This window comes from Priestia sp. YIM B13489 (assembly GCF_042787645.1).
Classification (GTDB): Bacteria; Bacillota; Bacilli; order Bacillales; family Bacillaceae_H; genus Priestia; species Priestia megaterium.
Genome location: NZ_JBHZOQ010000053.1, coordinates 3,611,564 through 3,631,266, shown reverse-complemented (window position 1 = coordinate 3,631,266; position 19,703 = coordinate 3,611,564). Strand labels below are relative to the sequence as shown.

Annotated in this window: 23 protein-coding genes; 14 read left to right on the top strand and 9 right to left on the bottom strand. The window is 34.5% G+C overall.

Going from position 1 to position 19,703, the window contains the following annotated elements; all coding sequences use genetic code 11:
• Positions 1-117: 117 nt before the first annotated feature.
• From ACFX4W_RS24500 to ACFX4W_RS24480, 5 genes are all read left to right on the top strand, one after another.
• A complete protein-coding gene (locus ACFX4W_RS24500; protein WP_116514477.1) occupies positions 118-306 on the top strand; it encodes a hypothetical protein in 189 nt (62 codons plus the stop codon).
• 186 nt (positions 307-492) lie between these two features.
• A complete protein-coding gene (locus tag ACFX4W_RS24495) occupies positions 493-831 on the top strand; it encodes a CotD family spore coat protein (protein WP_052500300.1) in 339 nt (112 codons plus the stop codon).
• A gap of 201 nt (positions 832-1,032) precedes the next feature.
• Positions 1,033-1,140 (top strand): YjcZ family sporulation protein, encoded by a 108-nt coding sequence (locus ACFX4W_RS24490; protein WP_016766356.1) that lies wholly within the window; start codon positions 1,033-1,035, stop codon positions 1,138-1,140.
• Positions 1,141-1,426: 286 nt separating this feature from the next.
• Positions 1,427-1,579 (top strand): YjcZ family sporulation protein, encoded by a 153-nt coding sequence (locus ACFX4W_RS24485; RefSeq protein ID WP_013058439.1) that lies wholly within the window; start codon positions 1,427-1,429, stop codon positions 1,577-1,579.
• Positions 1,580-1,815: 236 nt separating this feature from the next.
• A complete protein-coding gene (locus tag ACFX4W_RS24480; RefSeq protein WP_237074234.1) occupies positions 1,816-2,187 on the top strand; it encodes a helix-turn-helix domain-containing protein in 372 nt (123 codons plus the stop codon).
• 11 nt (positions 2,188-2,198) lie between these two features.
• Here the strand turns inward: ACFX4W_RS24480 and ACFX4W_RS24475 are convergent, their stop codons facing one another.
• Positions 2,199-2,378 carry a hypothetical protein gene (locus ACFX4W_RS24475; protein ID WP_237074235.1) on the bottom strand — a complete coding sequence of 60 codons (180 nt, stop codon included), beginning with the start codon at positions 2,376-2,378 and terminating at the stop codon, positions 2,199-2,201.
• A gap of 337 nt (positions 2,379-2,715) precedes the next feature.
• Between ACFX4W_RS24475 and ACFX4W_RS24470 the strand changes: the two genes are divergently transcribed.
• Complete coding sequence (locus ACFX4W_RS24470; RefSeq protein ID WP_280560097.1) at positions 2,716-3,186, top strand: DinB family protein; 471 nt, start codon at positions 2,716-2,718, stop codon at positions 3,184-3,186.
• Positions 3,187-3,531: 345 nt separating this feature from the next.
• Here ACFX4W_RS24470 and ACFX4W_RS24465 read toward each other — a convergent pair whose 3' ends face one another.
• Positions 3,532-4,722, bottom strand: a complete 1,191-nt coding sequence (locus ACFX4W_RS24465) for a DHH family phosphoesterase (protein WP_280560096.1) — start codon at positions 4,720-4,722, stop codon at positions 3,532-3,534.
• Positions 4,723-5,047: 325 nt separating this feature from the next.
• Between ACFX4W_RS24465 and ACFX4W_RS24460 the strand changes: the two genes are divergently transcribed.
• Positions 5,048-6,760: an NAD-dependent malic enzyme gene (locus tag ACFX4W_RS24460; protein ID WP_043978665.1), complete on the top strand. Its 1,713-nt coding sequence runs from the start codon at positions 5,048-5,050 to the stop codon at positions 6,758-6,760.
• Between the two features lie 421 nt (positions 6,761-7,181).
• Here ACFX4W_RS24460 and ACFX4W_RS24455 read toward each other — a convergent pair whose 3' ends face one another.
• Positions 7,182-7,592, bottom strand: a complete 411-nt coding sequence (locus ACFX4W_RS24455) for a YndM family protein (RefSeq protein WP_043978667.1) — start codon at positions 7,590-7,592, stop codon at positions 7,182-7,184.
• Between the two features lie 238 nt (positions 7,593-7,830).
• Here ACFX4W_RS24455 and ACFX4W_RS24450 point away from each other — a divergent pair, with 238 nt between their 5' ends.
• Complete coding sequence (locus ACFX4W_RS24450) at positions 7,831-8,244, top strand: general stress protein (protein ID WP_162214783.1); 414 nt, start codon at positions 7,831-7,833, stop codon at positions 8,242-8,244.
• 100 nt (positions 8,245-8,344) lie between these two features.
• Here ACFX4W_RS24450 and ACFX4W_RS24445 read toward each other — a convergent pair whose 3' ends face one another.
• The 3 genes from ACFX4W_RS24445 to ACFX4W_RS24435 all read right to left on the bottom strand — a co-directional run bounded on the left by ACFX4W_RS24445 (position 8,345) and on the right by ACFX4W_RS24435 (position 10,626).
• Positions 8,345-8,626 carry a YrhK family protein gene (locus ACFX4W_RS24445; RefSeq protein WP_043978671.1) on the bottom strand — a complete coding sequence of 94 codons (282 nt, stop codon included), beginning with the start codon at positions 8,624-8,626 and terminating at the stop codon, positions 8,345-8,347.
• Between the two features lie 238 nt (positions 8,627-8,864).
• Positions 8,865-10,034 carry an MFS transporter gene (locus ACFX4W_RS24440; RefSeq protein WP_162214782.1) on the bottom strand — a complete coding sequence of 390 codons (1,170 nt, stop codon included), beginning with the start codon at positions 10,032-10,034 and terminating at the stop codon, positions 8,865-8,867.
• A gap of 76 nt (positions 10,035-10,110) precedes the next feature.
• Positions 10,111-10,626 (bottom strand): cyclophilin-like fold protein, encoded by a 516-nt coding sequence (locus ACFX4W_RS24435; RefSeq protein WP_043978675.1) that lies wholly within the window; start codon positions 10,624-10,626, stop codon positions 10,111-10,113.
• A 178-nt stretch (positions 10,627-10,804) separates the two neighbouring features.
• Between ACFX4W_RS24435 and ACFX4W_RS24430 the strand changes: the two genes are divergently transcribed.
• Positions 10,805-11,707, top strand: a complete 903-nt coding sequence (locus ACFX4W_RS24430; protein WP_043978677.1) for a LysR family transcriptional regulator — start codon at positions 10,805-10,807, stop codon at positions 11,705-11,707.
• A gap of 154 nt (positions 11,708-11,861) precedes the next feature.
• Here the strand turns inward: ACFX4W_RS24430 and ACFX4W_RS24425 are convergent, their stop codons facing one another.
• The 3 genes from ACFX4W_RS24425 to ACFX4W_RS24415 form a co-directional block, all read right to left on the bottom strand.
• The gene (locus ACFX4W_RS24425; RefSeq protein WP_280560095.1) at positions 11,862-12,194 is read right to left on the bottom strand and encodes a MerR family transcriptional regulator; all 333 of its coding nucleotides are present in this window, start codon (positions 12,192-12,194) and stop codon (positions 11,862-11,864) included.
• Between the two features lie 553 nt (positions 12,195-12,747).
• Positions 12,748-13,281, bottom strand: a complete 534-nt coding sequence (locus tag ACFX4W_RS24420; RefSeq protein WP_280560094.1) for a hypothetical protein — start codon at positions 13,279-13,281, stop codon at positions 12,748-12,750.
• A 113-nt stretch (positions 13,282-13,394) separates the two neighbouring features.
• On the bottom strand, positions 13,395-14,159 hold the full coding sequence (locus tag ACFX4W_RS24415) for a COG4705 family protein (protein ID WP_234943459.1): 765 nt from the start codon (positions 14,157-14,159) through the stop codon (positions 13,395-13,397).
• A 510-nt stretch (positions 14,160-14,669) separates the two neighbouring features.
• Here ACFX4W_RS24415 and mreC point away from each other — a divergent pair.
• From mreC to ACFX4W_RS24390, 5 genes are all read left to right on the top strand, one after another.
• Positions 14,670-15,461 (top strand): rod shape-determining protein MreC, encoded by a 792-nt coding sequence (gene mreC, locus ACFX4W_RS24410; protein ID WP_165575919.1) that lies wholly within the window; start codon positions 14,670-14,672, stop codon positions 15,459-15,461.
• Between the two features lie 187 nt (positions 15,462-15,648).
• Complete coding sequence (locus tag ACFX4W_RS24405) at positions 15,649-16,344, top strand: response regulator transcription factor (protein WP_165575920.1); 696 nt, start codon at positions 15,649-15,651, stop codon at positions 16,342-16,344.
• Between the two features lie 261 nt (positions 16,345-16,605).
• Entirely contained in the window at positions 16,606-17,289 is a 684-nt protein-coding gene (locus ACFX4W_RS24400) for a response regulator transcription factor (protein ID WP_095378546.1), read from the top strand.
• Positions 17,290-18,708 (top strand): HAMP domain-containing sensor histidine kinase, encoded by a 1,419-nt coding sequence (locus ACFX4W_RS24395; protein ID WP_165575921.1) that lies wholly within the window; start codon positions 17,290-17,292, stop codon positions 18,706-18,708. It begins immediately after the preceding gene.
• Between the two features lie 140 nt (positions 18,709-18,848).
• On the top strand, positions 18,849-19,517 hold the full coding sequence (locus ACFX4W_RS24390; RefSeq protein ID WP_165575922.1) for a phosphatase PAP2 family protein: 669 nt from the start codon (positions 18,849-18,851) through the stop codon (positions 19,515-19,517).
• Positions 19,518-19,703 lie beyond the last annotated feature (186 nt).

Here is a 19,703-nt window from a genome sequence, read left to right as displayed (position 1 = left end):
GTAAACACAATATACAGAAACAGCCAACCGTTGATTAAACTTTACCCAACGGTGGCCAGATAAAATTCTTATGTTTTTTCTAATCAACTCACATACTACATAGAGGAGGTGACTGATATGGAAGATCAATCCAAAGAATCAGAAAAGATGATATGTGAAGATCATAATTCTCCAGTTGACGAAAGAAGCTACGATTTATACGAAGCGACGCGTAATTCACTTTTACGTAATGAATTAGACGATAAAAACAAAACCATTTTAAATAATATTGATAACGCAGCGATGGATGTTAATCTTGAGGAATAATGGACATTAAAAAAACTTCTATTTCTTAGTCTCATAGCTATGTTACTAAGGATACACGTTTCTTTTTCTCTTAGTAGAAAAGACCCTAAATAATTAGGGTCTTTTTTAGGTATTTGTCCAAACATTCTATGGTTGTTTCACATACAGTAATAGGAGTCTACTAACAGAAAGGAGAAGATTTTTAATATGAGAAACAACTATCCTTATCAGCACTCTAATTACGGTGGTTATCAAGGGGCTATGTATCCTCAGCAAGGCAGCTGCGGTTATCCTCAAGCTAAACCTTGTGGCCAATTGCCTCCTCAAACCATGCCTGCTCAGTATGACCCAGTTAAACAAAATACATCTTTTACTGGTCAAGATGTGTTTGTACCAGTGATGCACCCTAGTCATACCACAAATGTTTATCAAAAAAATTATAAATATATGCACTCATTCCCTCATACAGAATCCGTTCTATATCAGGAAACGCATCACCATTTTTGTGCTCCAAGCTGCCCTCCTAGACCTCGTCCTTGGTGCTGATAGCCAAAAAAGCCCCTTCATTTTAACAATGAAGGGTTTTTACTATGTGAAATTTAGGATGTTATTTAGCTATCGTTAAACAAAGTAGCCTATTTTTGACCAAAATCCAATCGATATGAGCTATGTCTACATATAATACCTTAACCCATGTATATTTAAAGTTTTTTCCTTTAGTTAAATACCACGAAAAGAGGTGTTTATATGTCTAGTTATGGTGGAGCAGGTTCTGGTTTTGCTTTATTAGTTGTCCTGTTTATTCTTCTTGTCATTATTGGATGCAGCTGTTACGGCCGCGGATTTGGCTATTAATAACAATAAAAAAGTCTTTCTCTAATTTGAGAAAGACTTTTTTATTCTAGGTTGTGCGGGGTTGCTTTTATACGCAATAGAACTGATTGGGCGGAATTCAAATAATCTATTGCAGAGGGAGTAAAACTCATATATGGGATCTGAGGATGCTTCATTGTATGTAAAAGAAACTAAAAGGTTATTATTTTTTATTTATAGTGATATAAAACGTAGTCTATCCAGTTCGGGGAGCAAATTTCGTTTTTCATCATATGCTAAATGTATGAACGAGAAGGAGGTGAAGTTTATGTTCTTTGGCGGTTATGGCGGAGGTTGTGGCTATGGTTATGGCGGCGGCTGCGGTTACGGCGGTGGCAGTGGTTTTGCTTTAATTATCGTGCTGTTTATCTTATTAATCATTATTGGCTGTGCTTGTTGGGGAGGATTTGGCGGTTGCTAATTATTAGCCTGCCTTTATCTCTAACTTAAAAAAGTTAGCTTTATGCTAGCTTTTTTTATTTGTTAAATGAGGACATGTATAGTGATCAGTACTAATACCTGCTGTGTTAACCAATGGTTTACAGCTTGTTACTAAGCGTTTATGGAATTTTTTACATATTCATTGTAAGCTAAGCCTTAGAGGTGATGAAGGTGAATTTAGGGGAACAGCTGCAGAAGTGAAGCGAAGAGAAAAAGATGTCCAGGAAAGAATTAGCTGGGAAAATGAATGTATCTAGACAAGCTGTCTATAAGTGGGAAAATAATAAAGGGTATCCTGATATTGAGAACCTTATTAAGTTAAGCGAACTTTATAATGTGACGTTGGATGAATTGATTAAAGGGGATCAATCTTTTCAAAGTAAAATAGGAATCGATCGAAAAAAGAGTGAGGATTTATCAGACTCTGGTTTTATTATCGGAATCATTCTTGTATTTGCAGGACTGTTTTTAGATTTGGGTACATTTTCAGCTGGTGTTACCATACTAGGTTTTCTAACGATGTTTTTTTATGATGATTTAAAGAAAACGTTTTGGAATATAAAAAAGGATTTTAAGGAAGAAAGGTAAGTAAACAGGCTTTAAGTTCTCTTAGAGCCTGTTTTTGTAACTTCAGTTTTCATTAAGAAACCTGCCAAGATGATAAAGATAGCAGATAAAAGCAATGCGGTTAATCCTTGTTTTAAAATAAATCCAAAAATTGTTATAGAAAATGATCCTAAAAAGAACATTAATTTGACTAAAATATTTCTTTTACTCATTTATAACCATCTCAATTCTACATACAGACAATCTATAAAGTTACTGATATTGCTTTCTTTGTCCAACACTCCACGCTAAACCTAAAACAGAAACAGTTATAACTATCGCTGTTAACATAACTATATTCACCTCTTTTTCCTTATAATTACATTTTAACATAGCCTCAGCGTGCTATTTTAAAAGAGATGTGAGAATGACCAATATATTCACTACTTAAAGGATGAAAGTTATTATACTCAGCATAAGGACCATGAATATTTGAAATAAGTTTAGTTGAAAATTCACCTCTTTGTTTTGGGGAAATGATGTAAAATGATGATAAGAGGAGGGATGGAAATGAATGGAACAGATGCAATAGTATTAAATATAAAAGAGATTAGAAGAAGAAGTATAAAGGTTTGGCAAGCAATTCCTGATGATAAACTTGATTGGAAGCCAGATAAAGAAGCTATGACATGCATAGAAATGGTTCGTCATGTCTTGGAGTCAGAACACTATTATCATCTAGCTATCGAAAATTTTGGCAGCTTAAAGGAATTTGATTCTCCTTTTGAAAAAAGACCCTTACAATCTATAAAGGATGAATTGGAGTTTGCAGCATCCTACCACCAACAATTTTTAGACATGATTACTACTTTTTCTGAAGAAGATTTAACTAACATTCAAATAGACCGTTCAGATGTTGGTTATATTCGTTCTTTAGGGGATATGTTGATGCGGATAGGCTATCATGAATCCGTACACGCTGGACAACTCTTACAGTATTTGAGGATCATGGAGGTTGATCGACCTAGAATATGGGATTAAATTAATTCACTAATATGTATATCATAGATAAAGTTAGTTACCGTAATGAGCTAAGAAATATTTTTGTATTTATAGAAAGCTCATTGTTTGCGATCTGTGAATTTGACCAAACATCGCTGCAATATTTTTCTGAATAGACGAGCCAATTAATTAGCTATAAGCAACTATACCAGCGGCTATCTCCATGAAGATAGCCGCTGCGACTTCTGGGTCTTGAAAACGTGCTCCGCATGGCATATCATTCAAGCCTGCTTCTGAACGTTCAGGGAAAAGCTACTTCATTTTTGTTTAATAGCTCTTCTGCATCTTTCATTCATTTAGATGATTCAAAATATGTTTCGGTGCTTATTCTCCGTGCTTTAGTTTTTTTATATACCTTATCAAGTACTTTACAAAGATATCATCTCTTACTAACCAAGCGGCATAATTCCTTTTTAACAAGATTTCTGCTTCCTTAAAGCTTTTAAATGTATGAATCGATAGCCCTTTGCTATTTTCAATTATCCATTCATTTTCATTCTGAAGAGAAACAAAGAACATATCATCATTTTGAGTTTCGTAGAGAGAACCAGATGAAGATTCTTTCAAATTATATCGGTTTCTTCTTGCATCCTCTCGCACAGGATCCAGATGAAATGTATCTGTTACAAACTGGTTATAAGCCTCATTAGTTAACGAACATCCAGCAGCTTTTGCGTGACCTCCGCCTCCATAGTGACCAGCAACTTCTGATACATCCACGTGATCATGAATGGTCCGAAGACTAATTCTTTTTCCTCCCATATTCAATATGGCAATGTAATCAAGGTGAGGATATTCTTTTCCTAATTCGTTTCCAAGTTCTGAATGATACGATTCAGCGTACACGATTCCTGCTAAATAGTCACCTATAGAGGTTTGCACCAATTCTCTTCTTTTTCGACGAATATAACGTTCTACTTTATCTTCTTCCATATCTAATATCTTCTGTTCAAACTCGTCAAAAAAGAAGTGGTCACTGTTTTGAAGCCTGTTAACCATTTTTTCTTCAAACTCGTCAATAGATATTAAAAAGAAGAGAGCATTTAGCCTGTGTGCCTCTTGGTTGTTGTTCTTTTCCCATTCCCAAGTATCATACTGCCTTACTAGTTCTACAAATTCATCAATCGCATTGGAAGTCTGGATAAGTTCATTTTCTATAAGGTATTCATAAAACAAGGACGTTCCTGAGGCTAAGTTCCCTTCGTTATCTTCCACGACAACGTGTCCCCATTTATATTCGTTGAAATGAAGAGCTGTTTTATGATGATCAAGCAGCTGGACTTTTCCTCCTGTTTGATAAAACTCTTCAAGTCTCTTTTCATTCTCTTCGTTTACTGATAAATCCGTGATAAATAAATGTGTATTTCTTTCTTCATTTTCTAAAAACCATTCTACTTCACGGTTAAGCGATGCAATAGAGTTATAACGAATTTTTATTCTGTCTCCAAAAGCTAACTTTGCTAAAATTCCGCATCCAACTCCATCTAAATCCGTATGTGATAACAGTTTATACATATCTTTCACCTCGAAATTATTATGATACGAGAGAAAGATTTTTAACCATGGGGGCTTTAGTTTGCTGAAGAGCACTATCGTAAAACTAATTTTTCTTTAGTTAACTATGTTAACGTCCAAAAAGCATAGCATATAAAGCTTCTTTCCACTTGACCTATCTGAATACAAACTAAAGTGTCGCCTTAATTATATGTTTAGGGAAGAGCTTCTCCGTTTAAAAGTATTGTAGGCAACAAGAAAACATCTTAGTTAAGCATAATGATATCTATGGTATAAGAAAAACATTGGTTTTTACATTCTTTTAAAAACGGAAAGGGGATAATATATGAGATCTTCTGCTGAAGCACAAAAGAGTTTCGTTCAAACACCATTAAACGGGAAAAATATTTTATCGAGACCTTATCTAAACAAAGGGTCTGCATTTACAAAAAGAGAAAGAGAAGAACTCAAGTTAGATGGATTATTACCGCCCACCGTACTGACATTAGAAGAACAAGTACAGCGTGCTTATCAACAGTTTAAGAATGCATCAAATGATCTGCAAAAAAATAATTTATTAAACGACCTGCATAATCGAAATGTAGTATTGTTTTATCGATTATTAAAAGATCATTTGAGTGAAATGCTGCCGATTATTTACACACCAACCGTCGGAGAAGCTATTCAAGAATATAGCCATCAATATCACCGTCCTGATGGTCTGTATTTGTCTATTGATGAAGCGGACAAAATGGAAGAAGCGATAGAAAATGTAGAATTAAGCTCAGAAGATATTGATTTAATCGTAGTTACAGACTCAGAAAGCATTCTTGGAATAGGAGACTGGGGAGTAGGCGGAATTAACATTGCAGTGGGTAAATTAGCGGTATATACAGCTGCTGCTGGTATTGATCCGAGCCGCGTTCTTCCCATTGTGTTAGACGTAGGAACCAATAATAAAGAATTACTTAAAGATCCGCTTTATTTAGGTAATCGCCATGAGCGTGTGACAGGCGAAGCTTACAATCAATTTATCGATCAATTTGTAAATAAAATAATAAATAAGTTCCCAAAAGCATTGTTACATTGGGAGGACTTAGGAAATAAAAATGCCAGACGCATTATAGAAGAGTATGGAGATCATCTTTTAACATTTAATGATGATATCCAAGGTACGGGTGTGATTACATTAGGTGCTATATTGACTGCTTTAAAAATTACAAAAACCTCCCTAAACGATCATCGTATTGTTGTCTTTGGACCAGGCTCTGCAGGTATTGGAAACGCTGACCGAATCCACAGTGCGATGGTTCTTGAAGGTCTCTCGGAAGAGGACGCATATGATAGGTTTTGGGCCTATGATTATAGAGGACTGTTAACGGAGGAGATAAATGATTTAGCTTCGTTCCAGCAGCCCTATGCCCGTAAATTAGAAGAAATAAAGAATTGGAAAAAAGATAAGGAAAATAAAGTACCTTTGTTAGAAGTAATTAAACAAGTAAAACCTACTATCTTAATTGGAACATCGGGAGTAACAGGGGCATTTAAGGAAGAAATTATTAGAGAAATGGCTCGCCATGTAGAAAGACCTGTGATTATGCCTTTATCTAACCCTACTAAGTTAGCTGAAGCTACCCCGAAAGATATTATAAATTGGACAGATGGCAAAGCATTAATTGCAACAGGAAGTCCATTTGATTCAGTGGAATATAGAGGAAAAACATATGAAATTGGCCAAGCTAATAATGCCTTTGTATTTCCTGGTCTTGGTCTAGGCGCAATTGCTGTAAAAGCTGAAAAATTTACAGAGACGATGTTCGCTGAAGCGGCAAACGCAGTCGCTCATATGGCCGAAACTCAAACCAAAGGTGATACGTTACTTCCTCATATTAAAGATCTTCAAAACGTATCCAAAACAGTGGCTATAGCTGTTGCAAAAGCTGCTATTAAAGATGGTGTATCTAGAGTTCAAGAACAGGATGTAGAAAAATTAATAGAAAAAGCTATGTGGAAACCAGAATATAAGGCTATCCGATCAATAAGTAAGACAGAAGGGTAAATCTTTTTAAAGTTATTCTTTTCGTGACCCGGTGTAAACAAGTACATTCAATGTTAAAAAGAGATGTTTTTTTTCTTATATAATATATAAACTCTTAGTTACCATAATTACATCTCTCAGAATTAAAAAAGGAAAGTGAGGCATAACTAAATCCCTTTAATCTAAAGACGAACAACTGGAATGCATGCTTTAGTATGAATCACTTATTACACAGCTGTTGATTTCCCTCCAATCAACAGCTAGAAGCAAATATATATGAAATCTACGTTCACCATAACCATGAAAAAATCCGAACGAAGTTGATTCTTTATCAAGAATCTCGGTTCATCGTTCGGATCTTCCTTTGACTAAAATACTTTTATTCCAGTCTCTCTTTTTACTAATCTGTCTATTTTTGAGGTTTGCTCTTCCTGTTAATAAGTTATTTATTATATGTCGCATCGGTATTTTTATAGTTATTAGTGTTAAGAACATTTTTATCTAGATACTTATGGAAGAACCATTCACCGACGGCTATAACAATAGCTGATACTACAGTCGCCTGAATAACAGGTATGGTATTTCCAAAAAAGGATGCCCCCATTATCCAGATGACTAAAAAAGATAAAATAAGATCAGAAATTGTAGCGACAATGTTTCTTTTTTTGTAGTCTGAGTCATCAGCAGCATTGCGATATACTAACAAATCACCAAGGGCATAAGCGACAACTGTGAGGACTAAACCGATTAGTATAATGTCACTAAAAGCGTAATTATAAATGCCTGTAAATACTATGCCTAAGACTACAGCGCTCATTGCAAACTTTATAATAAGAGCCTTTACATGTTTCATCTTTTTTCTCATCTCCCTTTTATTATCTTTTAATGAATATATACCCAGTCCAAGGGAAGGTAATCTTTTTTAGATAAACGTTTTGCCTTAAGCAAGCTAGCATTTATTTAATCGAATTCCTTTAAAAGGGAAAATCATTTGATTCACTCTTTTAACTACGGGTCTATTGTTAAGAAGGGTAGAATAGCGGGTACATAAAAAGTAAGGAGAAAAGATCTTAATGAAGGAGGAAAGCTTTATGAGTAAAAGTATTATAGGTGTATATGAGTCGCCGGAAGAAACATTAACTAGAATTGAGAAATTAAGAATGATAGGGTATGAGGATAATGAAATTACAGTTCTAACTAATCAAGAGACCGCAGCGGGCAATCTAGCTTATAGAACGAATGTAAACGTGGATAAGCTATCTGCTGCTGACCAAGATAAAGTCACTCAGGAAGATATGACTGGAGGGGCCCAGCCAGATTCTTTTTTAGATAAATTAAAGAAATTTTTTGTGGTCCAAAACTACTCAAATGAAGAAGACCGTGCAACAAACTTAGGTATTCCCACAGAGGAGCTAACCTCTCATAAAAAAGATTTGGATGATGGAAAGTTTGTAATTGCTGTGACTTCTCATAAATTAAATGAAAAAGGGTTAGACTTAGAGTGATATATTTGATTTAAAAGTGGAATTAAAAGGAGGTGTACGCGTTAGCGTATACCTCCTTTTAATATATAGAATTCACAAGAACAATTGTTTGTAAAGAAGATTATTTATTGCGATAACCTTCCTTTAAATATTTACGTAAGTGAAAATCGTGCACTAATTTAATCGTCGGACGAATGAGCAATTGCACGCTCCCAAGAACAAATAACCAAATCCCTATATTTTTTAAGGAATCATAGAAGAATAAAATACTGCCAATTAGGAACCAGATGCCTATCAAGAAGTCATTAATCGTATTTATAACTTTATAACTCTTTTTAAAGAACAATTCGTATTTACCTACTTCAATCTCCCCGTAGTCTTCTTTTCTTCCCATTTCTGCCATTGTAACTCCCTCTTTTTCTTGAATTTCTTTTTTAATTCCCTTAGCAAGTCATAAAAAAACGTCTTTTGTGACAGGGATATAATGGCAAGGGAACAAGTGTAACTTTAGTGTATTTTTTTATCTTAAATTTCCGTTTTTATCCATTGATAATGTAAGCATTGGCTAGAATAGATTCCTGCTCTTCATAGATGCAATAAAACAAAACAAAGGGATCCCGAAAGAGAGTTGAATTGATGACTTATTTAGAAAGCTGTTTTATAGGACGATGCGTGTAGCTTCTTGGTAAAATAAATACTACGCTCAATACTAATGACAAGATCCCCACTAGTACGACGTATTCTGTACCCATTCCTGATATAAATAGTCCACCTACAGCTGTACCAATTGTTGTTCCTAAGTTAACGGATGCTAAAAATAATCCATTCGTGAAATCAGGAGCTTCTGGAGCCGCTGATGAAATCCAATATTGATTAATATTCATTCCTATACCAGCGAATATTCCCCAAACTAAAGTCATGATAGCCATAGGCCAAGTAAACTGTCCGATGAAGAATAAAATGATGTAAACGACTCCCAATGCAAAAGGGAAAACTACTACCGTTTTGATGGCATTTTTCGTAAGTAACTTCCCTGCAATAATGTTTCCCATAATATTGGCCAATCCGAATAGGATCAACATAAAACTAATTAATTTTCCAGAGAGGTTCGTAACGGTTTTAAGATACTCAGCAAGATAACTGTATACCCCAAATACTGCTGAATTCAGTAAAAGGACGGCCATAATGGAAAGCCAAGTAACAGGGTTTTTTAATACGCTGAGCTGCGTTCCGTAGGAAAGTCTTTCTTTAACAGGCATAGAAGGGAAGAATGCCCATGTAGCAATAAATACTATAGCGTTAATGACAGCGAAAAATGTCATTGATAGTTGAAATGAAACTGAGCTTGCAAGAAAGCTTGCGATTGGTACACCAAGTACCATACCTGCAGATACGCCAATAAAGACTTTTGAAACAGCTTTTGGAGCGTCTTCCTTGCTGACTGAGTTTGCAGCCATTGTAAAAGCTGCTGAAAAATAAATTGGATGAAAGATAGCTGGAATCACACGCGCAAGTATGGCAACAGCAAAGTTAGTGGTGAATATAGAGATAATGTTACCTAAAACGAAAATACCAAGCACAAGCAACATCGCTTTCTTACGATTGACTCCTGAAAATAATAACGGCATAGTTGGACCGGATATTGATACAGTAAGAGCAAAGAGACTCACCAGCCACCCGGCCTTTGATACACTGATATGAAAGTGATCCGCAATGTAGGGCAGTATCCCTATAACCCCCATTTCGGTATTTATAATGCCGAAAGCTCCTAAGGTTAAGACAAATATAAGTAGCTTATTTTGTTTAGACATAAAATAAATTTCCTTCTTTCTAAAAAGTGTTCTAGCTGCTTCAAAGCGGGCTGTTTAAAGACCAATTGTCATGTTTTTACTTAGTCACTTTTTCAATGGTAACTGTAAAATCACCATGAATATTTTCAACGTTTTCTTTTCCAGATTCAATTTGACCTAGTATGATAAGGTCATTTGTGGCATCCTCAAAACCTTTATAAAAAATAGCAACATTGCCCCAAGGAGCGTAATAAGCAAAGTCGCCTTTTTTTGATAGATCTCCGGCTTGTACATCATCTGCTGATAATCTTTTTTGTAAAATACTAATTTTCTCTTTACCTATATAATCTTCAAAAATGCCTGTTAAAGGCAATTGAGCTAGAAAAGCCATACTTGCTGGGTTATCGTATATCCTAATCAAGACTTCTTTATCGTTAAACGTTAATTTGATTCTTGTATCTGAAATACGATCTTCTTTTGGCTGTTCTGGTGCTTGGTTTGAAGGATTACTTGCATTATGATCTCTGTCCGCTGCAGATGAATTATTGTTGCTGCAAGCAGCGAGGCCAAGGCTTGCTACTAAGATAGAAGACAGACATAAAAGTTTTTTCATTTTAAGCTCCTTTCCACTTTGAATAATTAAAAATGGTGCTTTTGTGATATGAACTTCGTTGCTATTTATTCTAATGGCTCCTTTTAAATATAGAAAATGCTTATATCTTATATCGTGGTATGCTTGATAAGCATTTCTAAGACGTATACACTAAAAATTGTGAAAGGAGGAGGGGTATATGGAATTTCGAGTTTTACGCTATTTTCTTACGGTTGCAAGAGAAGGAAACATCACAAGAGCTGCTGATTTTTTGCATGTGACACAGCCAACTTTGTCGAGACAATTAAAAGATCTTGAACAAGAGTTAGATAAAAAACTATTTATTCGCAGCAGTCACAGTGTCATTCTGACAGATGAAGGAATGCTTCTGCGAAACAGGGCAGAGGAAATCGTTAATATGATGGATAAATTAGAGGCAGAGTTTAGTTCGATGGAAGAAACAATAGGTGGTGATGTCTATATAGGCGGCGGGGAAACTGAAGCGATGAAACATATTGCACGAGTAGCAAAAGATGTACAGGTACGTTATCCCAATATACGATATCACCTCTACAGCGGAAACGAAGAAGATATAACGGAACGGCTTGACAAGGGTCTGCTTGATTTCGGTATTTTAATTCAGCCAGCCGATATTTCAAAATACAATTATCTTAATATGCCTGCCAAAGATGTTTGGGGCGTCGTTATGAAAAAAGACAGCTCCCTTGCCGTCAAAGAAAGCATTCAAGCTGCGGATTTAGTAAACGTTCCACTGATTTGTTCACGACAAGCCGTGAAACAGACTTTTTCAAAAAATGAATTTGCGGATTGGTTCGGCGAAGATTTTCATAAATTGAATATTGTCACTACATACAATCTTGCCTATAATGCGGCGATTATGGTTGAAGAAGGCGTTGGATATGCCATAACACTTGATAAAATCGTCAACACATCTACTACTAGCAACCTTTGTTTCAGACCGTTACAGCCAAGACTTGAATCAGGTTTAAATATTGTGTGGAAAAAGCATCATGTTCTTTCAGCTGCGGCGGCTGCGTTTTTAAAAGAACTGCAGGAGGAATTTTCACACATTCGAAACTAACAGGGCATCGGTCTAGCTCAAACAAGTGGAGTAAAATAGCTGTAATTGCCCGGGACATGTTAAATAGAGTGAAAGTTGAAAAACGAGGATAGTAAAAGGCCGTATCTATGCGGTATGATAGATACGCCTTTTTGCTGCTGATATAGAGGTGATGTTAAGATCCTTGGAATGGTTTATTATATAGCAGCTCCCATTCGCCGGGATTCGTATCATCTGGAGATAAACCGTTCATAATGTCAAGATAGTGATTTGCTTTCTCTTCCATATACTTTACAGTTTTTTTCGCTTCCTCTAACTGAGCTTGAGCGATCTCTTTTTGCTTTAAAATGATCTCATAGCGCTCACGGATGGTACTTCCACCTTCTAAACACAAATTCACATAGGTTTTAATGTCTTCTACTTTCATTCCACATTGTTTTAAAAATTTTACACCTGTAAGCCAGTTAATGGACTCTTGATCAAAAAGGCGAGTGTTGTTTTTATTCATCGATAACTAATAATGAAAAATTTGCATAGCTGCATATTTAATATAGCTGCATATCTAATACGGGTAGCTATTGAAGATAAAAGAGACGAACCGAAAAAGAGCAGGATTGAACGAGTAAGCGATGATTAGAGACCGGTTAACTTTCATAGATCTTAATGGAATATAGATGGATAAAAGCGTGGACTGTCACGAGTTCATGCTTTTATAGTGAGAGCTTAAAACGTAGATTTCATTTTTAAAAGAAGAAATTTTTAAAAAGATAAGTGTGACGAACATTTCACCAATTTTTCACTATTAGATGCTAGTATAAATATCAGTAATGCAATACAACATTTTCTATAAAACTCCCCTATTTAGGCTGACCTTTTAAGGTGAGCTTTTTTTGTGTCTGCAATCTCCATAGAATATTGTACATACAGGAAATAAAACAAACGACTAACATTTATATTAGTCGTTTGTTTTATGAGAGGAGCCTACTTGTTTGGGTTTAATATATAGTATATCTTTCTGCTATTCATTTATTCATATAGAGCAACAGTCATTAAGGAATATGCTACTTTTGTTGACTAGAGTAGACAAAATCACTAATAACTTTGATGAACAATCCAATTGGGTAGACGGTTATAAATGCCTTCGATGTATTCCAATGATTCAAATCATACAAATGGAAAAAAGTAAATATAGGAACTCCAATAAAAGCAATAAAAGCGGAAGCAATAAGAGAAGCGATCCAATAGAACTTCCATTTGCTAAAGAATTGGTATACTAATGTAAGAATAATCGGGATAACTGCAAAATCAACGGAATTAAACCGATGGGTAAAGATTAAGAATTGGTGAGGGTAGCTCCACTTCCCAAAGAACTTCCCGAATTCATCCACAGTACCGACTAAAACAAAGCTAATGAAAAATACTAAGAGAATAAATACCATTCGCTGTCGGTCAATGAGCAGATAAAAAACGAATAGAAAGAGCGCACTTAGAATTACAATTAGCCACCATTGAATACTAAATAAATCGTGATGAAGCCAGTAATCGTATTGTTTATCATTGACATGCTGGCTAAGAATTTCTAATTGATTAACCATAAACACCACCTCGCTACGAGTATGTGCGAAAAAGAGGGAATTCATGCAATCAGTCACTTCATTAGATTATTTCTTTCTATGAATTTTATAATGTATTAAATAAAAAAGAAAACCTACAGCGCTTGTTCTGAGCTTACGTTATTTTGTTTAAATGTCGTATAAATCATAAAGGCAATAAGAATAGAAGCTAGGACTAGAGAAGAGCCTGTCGTACCCAAGTCTAAACCACCTTTTTCATGTGGCTTTGTCAAAAGATCTCCAAATGTTGCTCCGAAAGGGCGAGTCAAAACGAATGCTATCCAAAATAAAAATACACGAGAAATCTTTGTATAGTAGGTACATATAACGATGAATGCTAGTAAGCTGCCGATTAAAATAGCTCCACCTATATATCCAAGGCCAGACGTATCAGACAAAAAATCTCCTAAAGCTGTACCTAATGTGTTTGAGAAAAGGATGGCAATCCAATAAAGTACTTCAGCCTTGCGGCTTCTAATATAATTGATATTTAATGAACGCTCGCTAAAATACCAATATGCAAATATCGACAACAATATAGTGATTAATATCATCGAGCCTTTTGCGTAACCTAATGCCAGTGTACGATCCATAAAATCAGACATAGTTGTGCCAGCTACGCTAGTTGACAGAATAACAGTCCAATAAAGGGCCGGAATATACCTCTTAGAGCTTAGTTGAGCTCCAAGTGTAATTAAAAATATGCTAAAAAAGATCAGCGTACTAACTGCATATCCAACTCCTAATGTTTGTGCTAATAAGTCACCTGCGGTTTCACCCAGTGTCGTAGCAGAAATCTTCATAATCCAAAAAACAAGTGTAATTTGTGCAATTTTATTCATTGGCGAAGATGCTTGCATTTTTAATTTTTCTCTCCTTCTTGTGCTAACTGTTTATTCTCTTAAATAAACGGCACACTTGCCTAACGTTTTTCTTAAAGAATTTCTTTAAAAGCTTCATCGCTGCAATTCAAACTGTACAGTCTTTTTCTAAAATCAAAATGAAAAATAAATAAGAATTTAATGAGATTTTTATAAAAAACTTTTTATTAATGTTTTAATTAAATGTTTTATCAACTCTGTTGCACCATGATGTTTTTATAAAAATAAAATATTTATTTTTTATCGAATTCTCATTTTAATTTCATTTAAATTTCATTACACAGTATTAAATTTAAATTATGTGAGCCAAGTTTTTTAAACATAATGTTATGCCTTCAGCTTTTGAAACTAGAAAATAAGTACAATTCATTAAAAGAAGGAGAACGTTGAACAGTTGTTAAGAGGTCAAAGATGATGATACTTAAGAAATTTTTAAGAAACAGCTAGTAATATTATAAATAGCATGACTATTGGTAGGAAGGTGCCATTTTGATACGTTTTCAAAGAAAGAAGAAAAGACATACATATATTTTGATAGGAGGGATTCTTACTGTAGGAGGACTTATTTTTGTTGGAACCTTGTACAAAGGTAGCTTACCTTCTTTAGACAAGCTTTCTTGGAGTGTACCTCAACAAGTGAGTCAATTATTTTCCACTTACAAAGAAAACTCTATCTTAAAGAATAAGCTAGCCACTGAAAACCAGGAGGAAGCAAATGCTTATAAGTGGGAATATGAAAATAAAGTATTAAAAGAAATTTTAAAAGCAGAAGATAAGGTGAAAGCCTATAAACCTTTAACAGCTACTGTAATTGGCCGCTCAACGAATAATTGGAACAATGAAATAACAATTGACAAGGGAAAGAAGCAGGGGATGAAAGTAGACATGAATGTGCTTGGAACAAATGGAGTTATTGGGAAGGTATCGAAAGTTTTTTCGTCAACCTCTATTGTAGAACTAATTAGCTCAAACCTTAGGACAAATCGTATGGCGGTAATGTTAAAGGATAGGAAAAGTGTGAATGGAACATTAGAAGGCTACGATGATAAAAAAGGTAATTTAATTATTAGAAACATCCCTAGTGAGGCTGAGGTTAATGTAGGAGATAAAGTTCAAACCTCTCCTATCAGCTCGATCTTTCAAGGGAAATTAGCCTTAGGAAAAGTCATCAAAGTAAAGCCTGATGAATATGGACTAACGCAATTGGCCGTTGTGAAACCCTCATCCAACTTTAATGATATTAGTGAAGTAATTGTTATTAAAGCACGGAACAATGGGTAGGGAATTTGATATCATACCTTAATAGAAATAGAAGTCTTTTACCTTATATTTTTATGTTCAGCACTTAAAATTTCTTATTGTCCACTGAGATGTTGGTTTGTGATAGCTATACACTTCTCTTTATTATTGGAAAGAGCGATCGATATGGAAAACAAAAATATAGAGATTGAAAAAAGGGGTTAGTTAGATGAAAGAAAGTATTTTAATTGTGGAAGATGAAGTAGAAATAGGCAATATATTAAAAATGGAACTTGAACATGAAGGTTACCAAGTGAAAATTAAAAACAATGGAAGAGATGGTCTCGAAATGGCCTTATCAAATATGTTTGATTTAATTTTACTTGACATTATGCTACCGGAAATGAGTGGTATAGAGGTCTTGCGTAAAGTAAGAAAGAGAGAAAATTACGTGCCTATTATTCTTTTGACAGCTCGCAATTCAACTCTAGACAAAATACTGGGGTTAGATCATGGCGCAAATGATTATATAACTAAACCATTTAAAACTGAAGAATTGCTGGCTCGAATACGTTCTTTACTACGTTATAAGCACCTTGTTATTAGAAATAAGGTAGAAAAAGACTCGTTATTATTAATTAAAGATATGGTTATAAATACTGAATCAAGAGAAGTAACTAGAGCTGGGCAAAAAATCAGCTTAACCCCTAAAGAGTATGATTTATTAATTTACTTAGTCATCCATAAAAATAAGACGGTTACTCGTGAAGGAATCTTACTAAGTGTATGGGGATATGAATACGAAGGAGATACAAATATACTTGATGTTTATATAAGTTATTTGAGAAAGAAGATTGAAGAAGGATTTAGTCCCTCACTTATTGAGACTGTTCGAGGTATAGGATACAGTATTAAAGAAAGTTAAAGGAACAAGGAAAGCAACTTTATATGATTCATTAAAGAAGATTAAGAAATAAATTCATTTATTCTTAATCTCTTTTTTATTCAAATCTAATTTTTATTTGATAAATTGAAGAAAAGCCTATAAAGAAGAAAGTCATAGAAAACTTATTTCATATTTGTTCTTATTATCTTTCGAAATTGAGGGATATAGTATTAGTATTCATATTCATTTGTAGAAGAAGTTTTTACGTTTTTAATTTTTAAACAAAGGAGAGTACTTTATATGCAAAAGGTACTAATTGTAGAGGATGAAGAAGGATTAGTAGAATTTTTAGAATTAGAACTAAAATATGAAGGATATTTAGTTGACGTAGCTTACGATGGTCGTACTGGTTTAGATAAAGCAACCAAGCAGGATTATGACATTATATTACTTGATTTAATGATGCCCGGACTAAATGGAATCGAAGTATGTAGAAGGCTAAGAACAACTAAGAATACCCCTGTTATTATGTTAACGGCCAAGGATAGTGTTATGGACAGAGTAATGGGTCTTGATAATGGCGCTGATGATTATTTGTCTAAGCCATTTGCGATCGAAGAGTTATTTGCAAGGATGCGAGTCATTTTTAGACGCCAAGAGAACAACAAGATACTGGATCAAAAACGAATATTAGCATTTAAAGAGATTGAGCTTGATATGGAATCAAGAATAGTGATAAAAGAAAAAAATCTGATTGAACTCACGAATAAGGAATTTGAACTTCTAGCCATTTTTATGCGTAACATTAATAAAGTATTGACAAGAGATATACTCCTAGAGAAAGTGTGGGGGTACGATTCAGTTGTTGAAACGAATGTTGTAGATGTATATGTCAGATATTTAAGAAATAAATTAAGTGCAGAGGACAAAGAGTTATATATTCAAACTATCAGAGGGGTTGGGTACGTGATGCGTGATGTTTAAATGAGAAAATGGATAAAATATATCAAAGATTTACCTATAAGGTGGAAGATAACTTTATGGTCTTCCATGTTTTTATTTTTTCTTTTTCTCTCTTATAACCTCTTTCAATATATTGTGATTGATAACGGTATTTTAAATTATGAGAAGCAAAATGGTATTCATCAATTAAAAGAAGTTCTCGCTTTTATTCAATCTGATGATGAGCCTTTATCTTTAAAACAAATTGAAAATAGTGAAGGATATTTATCAAAAATTAATGAAAAGAATCAGTTGATTCGTATTCTTGATAGGAAAGGGAACATCATAACCAGTACTTCAAATAATGTTTCACCAAACTGGCAGCAACCGAAAACAGTGAAGCACCAAGAGTATAAAGTGATTCGAAACCACGATGAACGTCTACTCGTTCTTCGTTCTCCAATTGTCACCGACAACTTCACTGGAACTGTTGAAATTGTTAGAAATATGGAGATGTCGGATGCTTTTATGGACAAGGTTTTTTTATTAATGCTTGTTGCAGGAGTAGGCTCACTAATCTTTAGTATTCTAGGTGGAACCATTCTAGCAAAAAAAATACTATCCAACATTCAAGCGTTAACATTAACGATGAAAAAAATAAAAACAAATGGGCTTGAGGAACGGGTTCCAGTTAATGAAAAAAACGATGAGTTTGCTCAATTAGGCAGTTTATTTAATGAGTTAATGGATAGCCTAGAAGACTCCTTTTTACAGCAAAAACAGTTTGTAGAGGATGCTTCACATGAATTAAGGACTCCGTTAGCCATTATCCAAGGACATTTGACATTGTTAAATCGCTGGGGGAAAAATGATGCAGCAGTATTAGATAAATCTTTGAAATCCAGTCTGAAGGAAGTAGAGCGTTTAACGAATCTTGTGCAAGAATTATTAGAGCTATCTCGCGCTGAAAATAGTCTAATAAATCCTGTAGATGTTGAACCTATTAACGTATTGGCCACTGTTCAACATGTTGTAAGGAATTTTGAAGTGCTGTATAGCAATTATGGGTTCAAAATAAAACATTCACATGAAAATCTGTACGTGAATATTTCTTCTCGTCATCTAGAACAAATATTAATTATTTTGTTAGATAATGCAGTCAAATATTCTAAGAAGGAAGAGAAAGAGGTAGTTATAGACTGTTCTCTAATCAATGAAAAGGTATCTCTTAAAGTAATGGATAAAGGAATTGGAATTCCAAAAGAAGATATACCCTATATTTTAAATAGATTTTACCGAGTAGATAAGGCAAGGAGCAGAAAGCAAGGGGGACTTGGCTTAGGACTGGCTATAGCCAAACGATGGGTTGAAAAGTACCACGGCACCATTAACATCGAAAGTAAAGAAGGCGAAGGAACAAATGTAACAATTGTACTCCCTCTGTTTGATAACTCTTTGTAAATGTGCGTATAAAACAAGCTCTTTATTTTTAATGCTCCTAAGTTTAAAAGCAAAGAAGCATCAAAATCTAAAAGTAAAAAGACCTTATCACATTTCATCAAAGGTAGCTTGATAAAGGACAGAAATTAGAGGTATCTAGTATGAAGTTGAAATTTCAATTTACACTTGCTTTTATGTTAAGCGTGTTGTCTCTGGTTTGTTTTAGTGGGATGGCTATTTTAATTAATGGATCAAAAATTGCGGCATTTGATCATTCTATTATAATGTTTATTCAAGGATTCGAATCTCCTGGCTTAACGACTATTATGAAGTGCTTTACTTTCATTGGCTCTACACCATCCGTTGCAGTTATCTCTCTCTTTAGTTTATTTTTTCTTTATAAAGTATTAAAACATCGAACGGAGCTTATTTTATTTATCGCGATTATTGTAGGATCTCCAATCCTCAATAAGCTGCTAAAACTAATTTTTCATCGTGCACGTCCTGATTTCCATCGATTAATCGAAATCAATGGTTATAGTTTTCCAAGTGGACATGCCATGAGTGCCTTTGCTGTTTACGGCGTCCTTTCATTCTTGATCTGGCGTCATATTCCGGCTCGCTGGGGACGGACACTTTTAATGGTTATTAGCATTACAATGATTCTAGCAATAGGTATTAGTCGTATTTACTTAGGTGTACATTATCCTAGCGACGTTATTGGAGGATATTTTGCTAGTGGTTGCTGGCTAGCTATTGCTATTTGGTTCTATCAACGCTATCAGGAGAAGAAGTTTGAACAAAGAAGATCTACTCAAAGTAAAAAATAAATACAATTATATATCAACGCTGAAACAAACCTATAGTCTAGGGCTGCAAGTGACTGGATTCATAATTAAGTGGGTGAGAGGGTGGATCATCTAAAATACTGATATTAACAGGCGACGGTTTTAAAATCAGCAAAAATATAGTTCGGTACATATTCATTTTATTTTCGAAACAGGCTATAAAAGACG